The organism is Mesorhizobium sp. ISC11, assembly GCF_037162595.1.
GTDB lineage: Bacteria > Pseudomonadota > Alphaproteobacteria > Rhizobiales > Rhizobiaceae > Mesorhizobium > Mesorhizobium ciceri.
The window spans coordinates 795,147-808,759 of the sequence record NZ_JAVSPW010000001.1 but is presented as its reverse complement, the minus strand read 5'-3'; the positions used below and the strand labels follow the sequence as shown (position 1 = coordinate 808,759).

Below are 13,613 nucleotides of genomic sequence, written 5' to 3'. Positions count from 1 at the left end.
CGCTCCTCCTCCGCTCGGTCCCTCCAGACCGATCGTCACGGCATCCACGGCATGACCGTAAACGTTTTTCCGTAAACGTTTACGAGAACACACCCGAAGGCGTAGAATGTCAATTGGCCGCTCGTGAAAATCGTCCTGTCGCCTTGGCCTGAGCGGCTACCGGTGCTAGCCAAGCAAGGGGAGTACAGTCACTTGGCATCCAGCATTCATGACCTTGCCCGTCACCTGAACATTTCGATCGGCACGGTGTCGCGGGCGCTGAACGGCCGCGCCGACGTCAATGCCGACACGCGCCAGCGCGTGCTCGAGGCGGCCAGGACGCTCAACTATTCGCCGAACCAGTCCGGCCGCAGTCTGCGGCAAGGCGCCACCCATTCGATCGCCTTCATGCTGCAGCCGCATCCGGGCGACCAGCAATATGGCGAGCCGTTCTTCATTCCGTTCCTGATCGGGCTGCAGGCCAGGCTTGCGGAAAGCGGGCTCGACCTGACCGTGGTCATGGGCGCGCCGGGCGACTACCAGCAGGAGCGCCTGCGCCGCGTCGTCGAGACGCGCCGCGCCGATGCGGTGCTGCTGGCCTGGACGCGGCGCGAGGATGAACGCATCGACTATCTCACCCAGGCCGGCTTTCCCTTCGCCACGCTCGGCCGCAGCCGCTCCGGAACCAAGTCCTACCCTTCCCTCGACCTCGATTTCGAGAAGGCCGGCGCCGACGCGGTCGACCGCCTCGTGGCGCGCGGCCACCGCCGCATCGCCGCCGTCCGCCCGTCGCTCGACCTTAATTTCGGCTATCTGTTTTTGGCCGGCTATCGCAAGGCCTTGCGGCGGCACAGCATCGAGGTCGACCCCGAGCTGATCGCGTCCGGCTTCATCAACGAGGCCGGCGGCTACGAGGTGACGCCGCAGGTGATGCGCTCCAACGCCCCGCCGACCGCCATCATCTTCAACAATGACGCGATGGCGCTGGGCGGCTGCAAGGCGCTGGCAGAGATGGGTATCAGGCCGGGCCACAACATGGCGGTGACCGTCATCGTCGACACGCCGCTCTGCCGCTATTTCTCGCCAGCCCTGACCGCCTTCCGCCCGGCGCTCGAGCCGATGGGACAACGGCTCGCGGAAATGCTGCTGGCGTCGCTTCCCGCCTTCGCCGGCCCGGAGGGTCCGCGGATCATCCGCGAGGTCTGGCCGCTGGTACTGGTCGCGCGCGACAGCGATTAATCGCAGCAGCAGGACCTGGCGAATTTGTCAAACGCTGAGCCAGGGTGTGTTGAGATTCAGGTCAGGCCGAGCCGAAAATGATGGCTTTTGAGAACCGGAGCGGAGCGGACATTCGGGTCCGTGAGCACCGGAAGCGCAGAAAGCCGTCGTTTGCAGGCCGGCCTCACCTGAATATCGACATACCCTAGTCCACCTTCTTCTCGCCTCGCTCCCCGGCCTTGACGATGTCGCCCGTGGTGAACAGGATTTCCTTCAGTTCCGCGCGCCAGTCCTTCTTCTGGCGCAGCAGGAATTCGAGATCCATGCCGAAATGCTTGAACTCCTCGCCCTGCGCGTTCTTCATGATGGCGCGCGCCTGCGGGTCCTTCTCCACCGACATGCGCTGTTCGTACCAGCTGATCGCTTCCGCCTCCTCGATCAGCGAGGTGATCATGCGGGCAAAGGTCCGCACCTCCTGCGACAGTTCTTCAGGCGGTTCGTGATACTGGTCGAAACCCATGTCGTCCTCCCCTCAAACAGCACACCGGTGCGCAGTGCACCGGCCGCAGCCTTGAATGCGCGGGAGGCGCTATAGGTTCCGGATCACGCCACAACCAGGGCGATCAGCGGGAGCCAGCCTCAAGACACCGGCGCCGCTCCGCCCTCTGCCGTGCGCCGCGCGATGAACTCGTCCAGCACGCCTGATGTGGCGACGGCCGAGGTCGGCGGCGCGAAATCGGCAAGCACCCGCCTCCAGACACCGGTGGCGCGCTCGCTCGCCGTCTTCGAGCCGCTTTGCGTCCAGTTGCCGAAATTCGACCAGTCCGCCACCAGCGGCTCGTAGAAAGCGGTGCGGTAGCGGGCCATGGTGTGGCTGGCCGAGAAGAAATGCCCGCCCGGCTGCACCTCGGCGATAGCTTCGAAACCAATCGTGTCGGTGTCGCCGGGCGTCGCAGCACAAAGTTCAGCCACCGTCTGCAGCGCCTCGATGTCGGTGATCAGTTTCTCGAAGGAGACACTGAGGCCGCCCTCCAGCCAGCCGGCAGCATGGATGCACATCGTCGCCCCGGCCAGCACCGAGCCCCACAGCGCGAACTGCGTCTCGTGCGCGGCCTGCGCGTCGGAGATGTTGGCCGCACTGCCGCCGCCGGACCGCCAAGGCAGCCCGGTGAAGCGCGCCAGTTGGCCGGCGCCCAGCGTCGCCTTGACGTGCTCGGGCGTGCCGAAGGCGGGCGCGCCGGATTTCATGTCGACATTGGAGGAGAACGAGCCGTAGACGACCGGCGCACCCGGCCTCACGATCTGCGCCAGCGTCAGCCCGGCCAGCGCTTCGGCATGCTGCAGCGTCAGCGCGCCGGCGACCGTTATCGGCGCCATGGCGCCCGCCAGGCAGAACGGCGTGATGACGGAGACCTGCCCCGCGCGAGCGAAATCGATGATGCCTTGCGCCATCGGAATGTCGAGCTGACGCGGCGAGTTGGTGTTGATGACGGTGTAGCAATGCGCGCTTGCCAAAAACTCCTCTTCCGACAAGCCGCGCGCCAGCCGCAGCATCTCGAACCCGTCCTCGACTTGCGGCGTGCCGCGCGCGAAGACGAACGGGAGCTTGTCCGACAGCGTCAACTGCGCGCGGTTGACGGCATAGTGCCGAAAGCGGTTGTCGACATCCTGCGGTTCGATGCAGGGCCCCAGCATATGCAGCACATCGAAATGCTGCACCAGCCGCATCAGATCCTCGAAATCCGCCAGTGTTCCCGGCCGCCGGCCGCGCTCGAGATCGGTGACGTTCGGCGCCCCGCACCCGGCCAGGAAGGTCATCGAGCCGAGCTCCAGCGTCAGATCGCGGGCGCGCGAACCGGCGTAAGCGTGGATCGACTTCGGCGCCGAGGCGAGTGCCGCCGTCACCATGTCACGGCCGATGCGCACCATGTCGGTGTCTGGATCGACCAGGGCGCCGGCATTGGCAAAATGCTCACGCGCTTGCGGCAGCAGCACCTTGATGCCGAGCTCTTCCAGCACCCGCAGCGCCGTGTCGTGGATCGAAGCCACCTGGTCGTCCGAAAAGATCGGCTGCGGCAGGAACGGGTTCTTCAGCGAATGGTAATTGGGACGGCGGCTGCTTTCGCTGCCGGCCTCGCCCGTGCGTCCACGCCGGCGCTCGCGCCTGCCGTCCCGTGCCGCGTCATCGACCATCGGAAATCCTCCTCATTGCCGCATTGCCTTGCCCAGGGGATCGTGGGGCGAGGCCGCGACGACATGCGCCGGCCGTTCCTCACCTACGACATGCACGGAGAGCGCGGTGCCCTCGCCTGCGAAATCGCGGTCGATCAGAGCCAGCGCCAGGCTCTTGCCGACCGTATAGCCATAGCCGCCCGAGGTGACGAAGCCGACGCGTCGGCCCTGATGCCAGACAGGCTCAAAACCGCTGGCATCGGCGTCGAGCGCATCGATTTCCAGCGTCACCAGGCATTGGCCGCTGCCGGCCTCCCGCTGTTTCAACGCTGCTTCGCGGCCGATGAAGTCGCTCTTGCCGAAAGCGATGAAGCGGTCGAGGCCGGTCTGGCCCGGCGTATAGCCTTGCGTGAATTCACGCGACCAGATGCCAAAGCTCTTCTCCAGCCGCAGCGCATTGAGCGCATAGTAGCCGATTTCAGCAAGGCCCAGATCCTCGCCCGCAGCCAGCAGCGTGTCGCGCAGAGTGGCGTGCATGGTCACGGGGCAACTGATTTCGAAGCCGAGTTCGCCCGCGATCGACAGCCGCGCCACACGTGCCTGCACCATACCGATGTCGAATGCGCCACAGGCCATGAACGGCAATGCTGCGCCGGAAACATCCTGATGCGTCGTGCGCTCCAGAATCTCCCGCGCATTCGGCCCCGTGAGCAGGAAGCCGCTCATCGTGTCGGAGAGGTCGGCGATGGTGACGCCCTCCGCCGCATGGCTCTCGAACCAGCGCATATGGAATTCCCGGAGATAGTAGGAGCCCATCAGCCAATAAGAGCCGCCGCCCCAGTTGAAGACGGTGAGGTCGCCCTTCAGCCGTCCGTCATGGCCGAGCATCGGCGCCAGGCCGGCCCGCCCCGGCTTCGGCAATCGGCAGGCGAGCAGCCGGTCGAGCCACGCCTCCGCACCCAGCCCCGACACCGCATAGCGCGCATAGGCCGAGATATCGACGAGGCCGGCGGCGCGCCGCACCTGCAGCGCCTCCTCGCCGACGATGTCGAAGGCGTTGGAGCGCCGCAGCGTCGTGCTCTCGGCAAATCCCATCGGCGCGAAATAGGCCGGGATTTCCAGCCCCCAGGAAGCCGTCCATTCGCATCCCGCCGCGCTCATGCCGTCATAGGCGCCGGGGCGTTTCAGCGGCCGGCCGGCGGGCAGCCGTTCATTGGGAAAGGTCATGACGAACCGGCGCGAATAGAACTGGCGCGTCGTCTGCCTGAGATATTCGCGGTTGGCGGCGAAGGCGCCGTAGCGAGCGATATCCATGCCGAAGATGTCGGCCTGCGGCTCGCCGAAAATCATCCATTCGGCCAGCGACTTGCCGACGCCGCCGCCCTGGCTGAAACCGGCCATGACGCCGCAGGCGACCCAGTAGTTCTTCAGGCCGCGCACCGGCCCGACAATCGGATTGCCGTCCGGCGTGAAGGTGAAGGCGCCGTTGACCCATTTGCGGATACCGGCCGTCGCCAGGCAAGGGAAGCGCTCATGCGCCTTGGCGAGTTCCGGGCTGATGCGGTCGATGTCTTCCGGGATCAGCTCTATGCCGTAGTCCCACGGCGCTCCGTCCATGTTCCAATGCTTTGGGTTCTGCTCATAGACGCCAAGCAGCACACCCTTGCGCTCCTGCCGCAGGTATGAAAAGCCGTCGAGATCGACGGCGATGCCGATTTCCCTGTCAAGTGCTGCGATCTCCGGAATGTCATCGGTGATGAAATAGTGGTGCTCCATCGGCGTCACCGGCAGGTCGACGCCGGCCATGCGGCCGAGCTGCTTCGCCCACAGCCCGCCGGCATTGACGACATGCTCGGCGATGATGGTACCCTGCTCGGTGATGACGTCCCAGCGCCCGTCGGCACGTGCTTTCAGCTCGACGACCCGGTTGCGCAAGATGATGTCGGCGCCGCGCTTCTTCGCAGCACCCGCATAGGCATGCGTGGTACCGTACGGGTCGAGATGGCCTTCGTTGGAATCATGCAGGCCGCCAAGAACACCGTTGACGTCAACGATCGGGCAGATCGCCTTGATCTCGTCGGGCGTGACCAGGCGCGCGGTCTCGATGCCGACCGACTGGAACACGGCCCAGGCTGATTTCAACCACTCCCAGCGCGCGGGATCGCTGGCGATGTTGACGCCGCCCGTCATGTGCAGGCCGATATCCCAGCCGGATTCGGCCTCGATCTCCCGGTAGAGATTGATGGTGTAGTCCTGCAGCGCCGCCACGTTGGGATCGGCGTTGAGCGCATGGAAGCCTGCCGCCGCGTGCCAGGTCGAACCGGCCGTCAGTTCTGCGCGCTCGATCAGCGCCACATCGCTCCAGCCGAACCGCGTCAGGTGATAGAGCACCGAGGCTCCGACCACGCCACCTCCGATGACGACTGCGCGGTAGTGCGACTTCAAGGCTTCCCCTCCACGGTTGGTCCGAAGACTGGAGCATATATCCACTGGACATAAGTGTCCAGTGCCGGCGCGCGCATCGTTTTTCGTCGACCGCCGGCATGCACTGCGCGCTGTCACGCAAGCATCATGTTCGCGCCGTAGACCGCATTTCGGGGAGGCTTGCGCAGCATCATCGATGTCGCACCTCTTTCAGTTTTTCGTCCCGCGGCCGCTCCGGCACATCCGTCACAAAGAGGATTATCCATGAAGCACCTGTATCGACCCGCGTCGCTTGGCGTCGCGCTGGCCTTGTTCACCGCCTTGGCGCCGGCGCTCGCCGACAGCACCGCGACCGTCGGCGGCCTCGTCAACAAGGGGCTGGTCGGCGTCGGCCGCATCCCGGCCGCTCAGCGCGACAAGTTCGGCGAGACCTTCGGCTCGGGTTCCGGCATGGCGATCGACGCATCAGGCTGGACGCATGACACCGCCGGCTACAGGGGTTCGCTCTGGCTGTTGCCGGACCGTGGCTACAATGTCGTCGGCACCACCGACTACCGGCCGCGCCTCAACACGATCGCCATCGAATTTGCTCCGGTCGCACCGGGCGCGGCACCTGCTGCCGGCCAGGAGCAGACGGGCGTCAAGGCAACGCTCGCCGACACCATGCTTCTCACCGACGACAAGGGGGCTGATGCCACAGGCCTCGACCCACTCAACGGCGTGCGCGCGGCAAGCGGCGACATGCCGATCCTGCCGCAAGCCGACAATGGCAAGCTGGCGCTCGACAACGAGGCGATCGTGCGGCTGCCCGATGGTTCGATGTTCATCTCCGACGAATACGGCCCGAACATCTATCGGTTTTCCGCCGACGGGCATCTGCTGTCGGCAACCCAGCCACCGGCCGCCTTCGTGCCGATGCGCCACGGCACGCCGAACTTCGCCTCGGACAATCCGGGACCCGGTGCCGCCGAGCCCGATCCGAAGGACCCCGAGACCGGCCGCCAGAACAACCAGGGCCTGGAGGGAATGGCGATGACGCCGGACGGCAAGTTCCTGATCGCGGTGCTGCAATCGGCGCCCCGGCAGGATGGCGGCGATTCGCCCGCGACGCGCCAGAACACGCGTGCGCTGGTCTATGACGCGTCCGACCTCGCCCACCTCAAACTGGCGCATGAGTATGTCGTGCCGTTGCCGGTGTTCAAGGATGCCAAGGGCAAGACCAAGATCGCCGCGCAGAGCGAGATCGTGGCGCTCTCCGACAAGACCTTCCTGATGCTGGCGCGCGACAGCGGCAACGGCCAGGGGCTGAAGGGCGACACCTCGCTGGTGCGCCAGATCTTCGTCGTCGACGTCTCGGCCGCGACCGACATCGCCGGCGGCGCCTTCGATGCCGCCGACAAGCCGCTGGCGCCCAAGGGCGTGCTCGACCCGTCGGTGATGCCGGCCAAGCTGACGCCGTTCATCGACATCAACGACAAGGGCGAACTCGGCCGCTTCGGCCTGCACAATGGCGCGCCGAACGACAAGAACAACCTGTCGGAGAAGTGGGAGGCGATGTCGGTGGTCAGCGTTCTCGATCCGAAGCTGCCCGACGACTACTTCCTGTTCGTCGCCAACGACAACGACTTCCTCGCCCAGGACGGTTTTCAGGTCGGCGCACCCTACAAGGCGGAAGACGGCGCCGATGTCGACACCATGTTCCTGGTCTATCAGGTCACGCTGCCGGGTCTCGCCGGGAAGTAACGGCCACTGCACGGGCGGGCGCGCTTGGCGCGTCCGCTGGGCTCGCGGCAGGCATGAACGGGGCAGCGGCCTTTCAGCCGCGCGTTCGCAAGGGTGCATCTCGGTCCCGCCTGCGATATCATCGTGGGTTGGATCCAAATCACCATCCGCCGAGTTGCCCGCCATGGACGAAAAAATGCCCGCGCGCCGGCGCACCGGCGACCTGACCAGCGGCCCGATCCCGCGCACGCTTCTGCTGTTCGCCCTGCCGGTGCTCGGCTCCAACGTGCTGCAGTCGCTCAACGGCTCGATCAACGCCGTCTGGGTCGGCCGTTTTCTCGGCGAATCGGCGCTGACCGCCACCTCTAACGCCAACCTCGTCCTGTTCCTGATCCTCGGCACTGTGTTCGGCATCGGCATGGCGGCCACCATCCTGGTGGCCCAGTCGGTCGGTGCCCGCGACCTGCCCGAGGCGCGCCGCATTGTCGGCACCAGCGCGACGTTCTTCTTCCTCGTCTCGGTTGTCTTCGCGGTCTGCGGCTGGATCTGGGTTGACGCCATTCTCAACACGCTCGGCACACCGGCCGACGCCTTGCCGCTGGCGCGCTCCTATCTGCGCATCATCTTCGTCGCCGTGCCGATGATGAACCTTCTGTCCTTCGTCATGACCGTGCTGCGCGGTGCCGGCGATTCACGCACCCCCTTCTTCTTCATGGCGCTGGCCGTCGTCCTCGACATCGTGCTCAACCCATTGCTCATCGCCGGCATCGGACCGTTTCCCGAACTCGGCATCGCGGGCTCCGCCACGTCCACGCTGATCGGCCAGACGGTTAGCGTGATCGCCATCCTGATCGTGCTCTATGTGCGCAAGCATCCGCTGCGGCTGGCCGGCGCCAACCTCGCTCTGCTGCGGCCCGATCCCACCTTGCTGCGCATCGTCGTCTTCAAGGGCGTGCCGATGGGCCTGCAGATGATCGTCATTTCGGCGGCGGCACTGACGGTGATGGGCATCGTCAATTCCTACGGCTCACAGGTCGCCGCCGCCTACGGCATCGCCGCCCAGCTGTGGACCTACATCCAGATGCCGGCGCTCGCCATCGGCGCCGCGGTGTCCTCGATGGCGGCACAGAATGTCGGCGCCGGGCGCTGGGACCGGATCGGCCGCATCGCCGCCTCAGGCGTCGGCTTCAACCTCGTCCTGACCGGCGCACTGGTTGCCGTGCTGTCGGTTTTCGATCGTTCGGTGCTGAGCCTGTTCCTGAGCAGCGACAGCGCGGCGATCGACATCGCCGTCCACATCAACAATGTCGCCTCGTGGTCGTTCATCCTGTTTGGCATAACCATCGTGCTGTTTGCCACCGTACGAGCCACGGGTGCCGTGATGCCGCCGCTGATCATCCTGGTCATTTCGGTGCTGGTCGTGCGCACCGGCTTTGCCTATTTCATGCGTGGCGTGATCGGCGAGGAAGCGCTGTGGTGGAGCTTCCCGGCGGGTTCGATCAGCTCGCTTGTACTGGCGGCGGCCTACTATCGTTTCGGCCGCTGGCGCACCACGCACATGATCGAGGACAGGCCGGCCGCCGGCGAGCCGCCGGACACCGGTCTTGGCGTGCCGCGCGGACGCGCGCATCTTTCGCCTGAAACACAGAACGGCTGAAGCCAACCCGGTTCCGCTGGACCGCTCCAGGCCCTCAACGCCGTTGTTGTTTCAGCCCAAAAGCCAGCGCCACCAACGCAAACACCACGATCATGCCGGCGAACGCCAGGCTGGCAGCGACGGGACTGGCATAGGTCGAAACGATGCCGATGCCGATGACGGGCAAGGCGTTGCCGACAAAGCAGCAGATGAAGAAGCTGGACACCACTTCGGCGCGACGATCCTTGGGCGCGATCTCGTTCACCACTTGCAGGCCGCCACGGTAACCAAGCGCCGCCGCAACGCCGCAACAGGCCGTCGCAGCAACCATCAGTGCCATCGAGGCCAATATCTGCGCCGCCATCACCAACGAGACGCTTGGGATCATCAATGCCAGCGCAGCCAGCATCGCCTTGTTGCTCTTCATGTGCATCAGAACGACAATGCTGATCGCGGTGACGATCGCCAGCTCGAAGAACAGCGCGCCGGCGACGGCATGGTTGGTCTCATGCAGCTGCTGCGCCAGGATGCTCGGCGCCAACGCGGCGTAGAACCCGACCAGCGCCATCGCGCCGAAGCCGGTCACCGCCGGCGCGACGAAGCGCGCACGGATTTCCTCCGGGACGGAAAGTCGCGGCCGCAAGGAGATCCGCCCGAGGCCGTCCGGCTTCGCCACCGTTTCGCGAATGCGCCAGACCAGGATCGTCACCACCACAAGTGCTGCCAGATAGACGATGAAGATCAGCCGCAACGGCCATGGCTCGTATTCAGCCAGAAATCCCGAAATCAGTGCGCCGAGGCCGAGGCCGAGGAAATTGGTGCTGGTGGCAATCACACTGGCGCGCGACTTGTCCGCGCCGGGAAGAAGCTCGGCAATCCACGCGGTTCCGGTCCCCGCGCCGACGCCGATGCCAAGCCCGCTCAGGATGCGGGCGACGTCGAGCGAGACGACGTTTACGGCAAACAGGAAGACAAGCGCACTGACGATGGCGACGAGCATGGCCGCCAGGCTCGCGGGCCGGCGTCCGACAATATCGGAGACGCTGCCCAACATCAGAAGTGCCGCCAGATTGCCGACGACATACACGGCGTAGATCAGCGTCAGGGTGATTTGTGAAAAGCCGAATTGCTGCTTGTAGACGATGTAGAGCGGCGTCAGCACCGTGCTGCCGGCAAACAGCACCGCAATCATCGCGGCGACGGTGGGGATTGCGAGAGCATCGCCACCTGCCCCTTCGTGCGTATGCGCAAAATCGCGAATGGCCATGGCCAACCTCGTCACCACTTTCGGGGATCGAGGGTCTAACGCGGTTTCATCCACGACGTTCCAGCCGGCAGGCAGGCTCCTGACAGCACGGTGGACATTGCTTGAGCGGGATGTCCGCCGGCTGAACAGGCTCGGATCGGGGCCAGCGGCTCCGATCCGTCATCTATCGTTCAATCGGTCGGCGTTACCTGCAAGCAAAGCCGGGCGCGATCTTGCACTTGCCGGGACGCGGCCTGTGCGGCGGCCGATGGTGCGGAGGACGGTGCGGCTTGTGCCAGTGTGGCGGCCGATGCGGCGGACGCACGATGATGATTGGCGGGCGAACGATCTGGGTGCGTTCAAGATAACCGGCGCTGGCCCAGCCGCTCACGCCGCCGCCATGGATTCTACACCAGCCCGGCTGGCAGCCGGTGACATTGACTCTGAAGCCGGCGGGCAGCGTTCCCACTTTGGCGTATCCCGCTCCCGGCCCGCTGCGGACGTTGAGGTTGGTCGAGGTGTGAGCGCTGTAGGCGAAGGCCGCGGCGGACGTCCCGAACACCGCGGCCAGGATGGTCGCGGCCACAAGCAAAAAACGAAATCTCATCAGTCCCCTCCATTCGAATCCCGGCCGTTCACCTGCTTCGGCCAAGACTGCCCTGCAAGAGGAGCGGCCAAGCCAAGAAAAGTCAACAGGTGGGCGGCCGTAACCGTCCTGGCCAGCGGGACTGATGCCGGATTTTCCTTGGACATGGTTGAGGAATTTCGCGGTTGCCATTTATTGGCTCCTCAACATCCGCTAGCGTTACTCTCTTTCGACAATTCATCGCGGGCAAAGGTGGGATCCATGGGCAAAGGCAGGGTCGAGGCATTCACCGATGGCGTCGTGGCTATCATCATCACCATCATGGTGCTTGAGTTGAAAGTGCCGCATGGCGAGGATTTCTCCGCCTTGGTGCCGTTGTGGCCGATCTTCTTCTGCTACGTGCTGTCCTTCATCAATGTCGGCATCTACTGGAACAATCTGCACAACATGTTCCACACCGTTCAGCGGGTCGACGGGCGCGTGCTGTGGGCGAACCTCAATCTGCTGTTCTGGCTGTCGCTGATGCCGGTGACCACAGCCTTCATGGGCGAGAACCACTTTGCGCCGGTGCCGGTAGCAGTCTATGGCACCGACCTCGCGCTATGCGCCATCGCCTACACCATACTCGCCGCCGCGCTGCATCGCCTGCACGGCAATGATACCGCCTTTGCCAAGGCGCTGGGTAATGACCGCAAGGGGAAGCTCTCGCTGGCTGTCTATATCGTGGCCGTCGTGCTGACCTTCGTCAGCCAGTGGATCGGCGTCGCGCTCTATGTGCTGGTCGCGATGATATGGCTCGTACCGGATAGGCGCTTTGCGCGGGTGATCGAAAAGTAGCTGTCTTCACACATTTTCAAGGTAGAGCGCTGCACGGCTTTCCCAAATTGCCCTACTTGCGCATCGCTTTCAGTTTTTCCGCCACCGATGCAGCGAGGTCGGCATAGAGCTCCTCCAGCCGTTCCGCGGCCTTGATGATCGAGAAATCATGGCCGAATTTTTCCAGCGCCATGCGCAGTTTCTCGACGAACTCGGCTTGTTTCTCCAGCGCGGAAAAGAGTGTCTTCACCTGCGCTTCGCTGATGTCGGGATTGGCCAGCATCTGCGGCACCTCGCGGCCCATCTGGTCGCCAATGGCGGTCTGCTCCTTCAGAATTGCAACCCAGTCCGTCAATCAGGAACCTCCGTTTGTCCCCAGGCCTAAATCTCTTTTGCGGGGACAAGGGGCAACATGCGCAGCCTCGGCCGGACTGGTCAACCGACAAGACGAGCAGAGGCTTGCACCGGCCCATTCCGGCGCTAAGTTCGGCGCCATCGAACAAGGAATCCATTGCCCATGATCACCGACGCCGAGATCCAGACCGCCCTGCCCGCGCTTGCTCCAGGCAATGCCGCCGTGATCACCGGCGCTGCCAGCGGCATCGGTCTGGCGGCCGCCAAGCGGCTTGCATTGCTAGGCATGAAGATCGTGCTGGCCGACATTGGCGGCGCGCGGCTTGACGACGCCTCGCGCGCCGTTTCCGCGATTGCCGGCGACGGTGCCGTGCTTGCCGTCGCCGCCGACGTTTCGAAGGCGGATGAGGTGGACCGTCTCGCCGAGAGGGCGTTCGGCGCCTTCGGCGGCGTGTCGCTGCTGATGAACAATGCCGGCGTGGGCGACAACCCCGGAAAGCCGTGGGAAAACCGCGATGCCTGGAAACGGCTGCTGGACATCAATTTCTGGGGCGTTGTGCATGGCGTGGAGGCCTTCGCGCCGCGCATGCTGGCCTCGGCCAGGCCGGGTCTGATCGTCAACACCGGCTCCAAGCAAGGCATCACCACGCCGCCCGGCAATCTTGCCTACAATGTCTCCAAGGCAGGAGTGAAAGCCTTCACGGAAGGCCTGGCGCACGCGTTGCGCAACGAACCCGGCGCCCATGTCGCTGCCCATCTGCTGATCCCCGGCTTCACCTTTACCGGTCTGACCGAGGGTGCAACGGAAAAACCGGCCGGCGCCTGGACCGGCGAACAGGTTGTGGATTTCATGCTGGAATCCCTGACCAGGGGAGATTTCTACATCCTGTGCCCGGACAATGAGGCGGCCCGGCCGCTGGATGAAAAGCGCATGGCCTGGGCGATCGGCGACATCATCGAGAACCGCCCCGCTTTGTCGCGCTGGCATCCGGACCACAAAGGCAGTTTCGCAGCCTTCATGAAAGGCTGATTTTCAGGCCGCTTGCTTTTTCGACCCGCGCTTCTGTGCCACGGCCTTCTTCGCCGCGATGTCGGCGATCTGTTCGTCATGCCGCTTTGCCGCACGCTCGCATTTGGCGCGGATTTCCTCGACTTCGGATTCGGTCAGATGCTCGATGCCGATGAAGTGGTTGTGGCCCTTGCCGACCCGGATCAGTTCGTCGAGCTTGGCCTGGATCGCCGCGCCGTCGCGGTTCTGAGTGTTCTGGATCAGGAAGACCATCAGGAAGGTGATGATGGTCGTGCCCGTGTTGATGACAAGTTGCCAAGTGTCCGAAAAGCCGAAGAACGGACCGCTCACCCCCCAGGCGATGATGATGAGGCAACAGACGGCGAATGTCGGCGGCAGGCCGGCTATGCGGGCGACCCAGTTGGCAACCTTGGTGAAATGCTTTTCCATC

At 64.6% G+C, this 13,613-nt stretch carries 12 protein-coding genes; 5 read left to right on the top strand and 7 right to left on the bottom strand.

The window, feature by feature from the left end:
* The first annotated feature begins 192 nt into the window (after positions 1-192).
* The gene (locus RPF88_RS04070) at positions 193-1,218 is read left to right on the top strand and encodes a LacI family DNA-binding transcriptional regulator (protein ID WP_337121742.1); all 1,026 of its coding nucleotides are present in this window, start codon (positions 193-195) and stop codon (positions 1,216-1,218) included.
* 184 nt (positions 1,219-1,402) lie between these two features.
* Here the strand turns inward: RPF88_RS04070 and RPF88_RS04065 are convergent, their stop codons facing one another.
* The 3 genes from RPF88_RS04065 to RPF88_RS04055 form a co-directional block, all read right to left on the bottom strand.
* Positions 1,403-1,717, bottom strand: coding sequence for a ferritin family protein (locus tag RPF88_RS04065; protein WP_013530988.1), 315 nt, complete (start codon positions 1,715-1,717; stop codon positions 1,403-1,405).
* A 119-nt stretch (positions 1,718-1,836) separates the two neighbouring features.
* Complete coding sequence (locus tag RPF88_RS04060) at positions 1,837-3,390, bottom strand: trimethylamine methyltransferase family protein (protein ID WP_027160622.1); 1,554 nt, start codon at positions 3,388-3,390, stop codon at positions 1,837-1,839.
* Positions 3,391-3,402: 12 nt separating this feature from the next.
* Complete coding sequence (locus RPF88_RS04055; RefSeq protein ID WP_337121741.1) at positions 3,403-5,814, bottom strand: GcvT family protein; 2,412 nt, start codon at positions 5,812-5,814, stop codon at positions 3,403-3,405.
* A gap of 243 nt (positions 5,815-6,057) precedes the next feature.
* Here RPF88_RS04055 and RPF88_RS04050 point away from each other — a divergent pair, with 243 nt between their 5' ends.
* Positions 6,058-7,536 (top strand): esterase-like activity of phytase family protein, encoded by a 1,479-nt coding sequence (locus RPF88_RS04050; RefSeq protein ID WP_013530985.1) that lies wholly within the window; start codon positions 6,058-6,060, stop codon positions 7,534-7,536.
* Between the two features lie 175 nt (positions 7,537-7,711).
* Entirely contained in the window at positions 7,712-9,172 is a 1,461-nt protein-coding gene (locus RPF88_RS04045) for an MATE family efflux transporter (protein WP_337121740.1), read from the top strand.
* A gap of 34 nt (positions 9,173-9,206) precedes the next feature.
* Here RPF88_RS04045 and RPF88_RS04040 read toward each other — a convergent pair whose 3' ends face one another.
* Positions 9,207-10,418: an MFS transporter gene (locus RPF88_RS04040; RefSeq protein ID WP_337121739.1), complete on the bottom strand. Its 1,212-nt coding sequence runs from the start codon at positions 10,416-10,418 to the stop codon at positions 9,207-9,209.
* Positions 10,419-10,602: 184 nt separating this feature from the next.
* The gene (locus RPF88_RS04035; protein ID WP_337121738.1) at positions 10,603-11,004 is read right to left on the bottom strand and encodes an SH3 domain-containing protein; all 402 of its coding nucleotides are present in this window, start codon (positions 11,002-11,004) and stop codon (positions 10,603-10,605) included.
* Positions 11,005-11,244: 240 nt separating this feature from the next.
* On the opposite strand from RPF88_RS04035, the gene RPF88_RS04030 reads away from it, so the two are divergent.
* Entirely contained in the window at positions 11,245-11,820 is a 576-nt protein-coding gene (locus RPF88_RS04030) for a TMEM175 family protein (protein ID WP_013530981.1), read from the top strand.
* 52 nt (positions 11,821-11,872) lie between these two features.
* On the opposite strand, the gene RPF88_RS04025 is transcribed toward RPF88_RS04030, so the two are convergent.
* Entirely contained in the window at positions 11,873-12,154 is a 282-nt protein-coding gene (locus RPF88_RS04025) for a hypothetical protein (RefSeq protein ID WP_027160626.1), read from the bottom strand.
* Between the two features lie 162 nt (positions 12,155-12,316).
* Here RPF88_RS04025 and RPF88_RS04020 point away from each other — a divergent pair, with 162 nt between their 5' ends.
* Complete coding sequence (locus RPF88_RS04020; RefSeq protein ID WP_127385041.1) at positions 12,317-13,183, top strand: SDR family NAD(P)-dependent oxidoreductase; 867 nt, start codon at positions 12,317-12,319, stop codon at positions 13,181-13,183.
* Between the two features lie 3 nt (positions 13,184-13,186).
* Here the strand turns inward: RPF88_RS04020 and RPF88_RS04015 are convergent, their stop codons facing one another.
* Positions 13,187-13,612: a low affinity iron permease family protein gene (locus RPF88_RS04015; protein WP_013530978.1), complete on the bottom strand. Its 426-nt coding sequence runs from the start codon at positions 13,610-13,612 to the stop codon at positions 13,187-13,189.
* Position 13,613 lies beyond the last annotated feature (1 nt).

Coding starts and splice junctions, on each gene's coding strand:
- RPF88_RS04065 (WP_013530988.1), bottom strand. CDS start 1,717: ATGGGTTTCGACCAGTATCACGAACCGCCTGAAGAACTGTCGCAGGAG.
- RPF88_RS04060 (WP_027160622.1), bottom strand. CDS start 3,390: ATGGTCGATGACGCGGCACGGGACGGCAGGCGCGAGCGCCGGCGTGGA.
- RPF88_RS04050 (WP_013530985.1), top strand. CDS start 6,058: ATGAAGCACCTGTATCGACCCGCGTCGCTTGGCGTCGCGCTGGCCTTG.
- RPF88_RS04045 (WP_337121740.1), top strand. CDS start 7,712: ATGCCCGCGCGCCGGCGCACCGGCGACCTGACCAGCGGCCCGATCCCG.
- RPF88_RS04040 (WP_337121739.1), bottom strand. CDS start 10,418: ATGGCCATTCGCGATTTTGCGCATACGCACGAAGGGGCAGGTGGCGAT.
- RPF88_RS04035 (WP_337121738.1), bottom strand. CDS start 11,004: ATGAGATTTCGTTTTTTGCTTGTGGCCGCGACCATCCTGGCCGCGGTG.
- RPF88_RS04030 (WP_013530981.1), top strand. CDS start 11,245: ATGGGCAAAGGCAGGGTCGAGGCATTCACCGATGGCGTCGTGGCTATC.
- RPF88_RS04020 (WP_127385041.1), top strand. CDS start 12,317: ATGATCACCGACGCCGAGATCCAGACCGCCCTGCCCGCGCTTGCTCCA.
- RPF88_RS04015 (WP_013530978.1), bottom strand. CDS start 13,612: ATGGAAAAGCATTTCACCAAGGTTGCCAACTGGGTCGCCCGCATAGCC.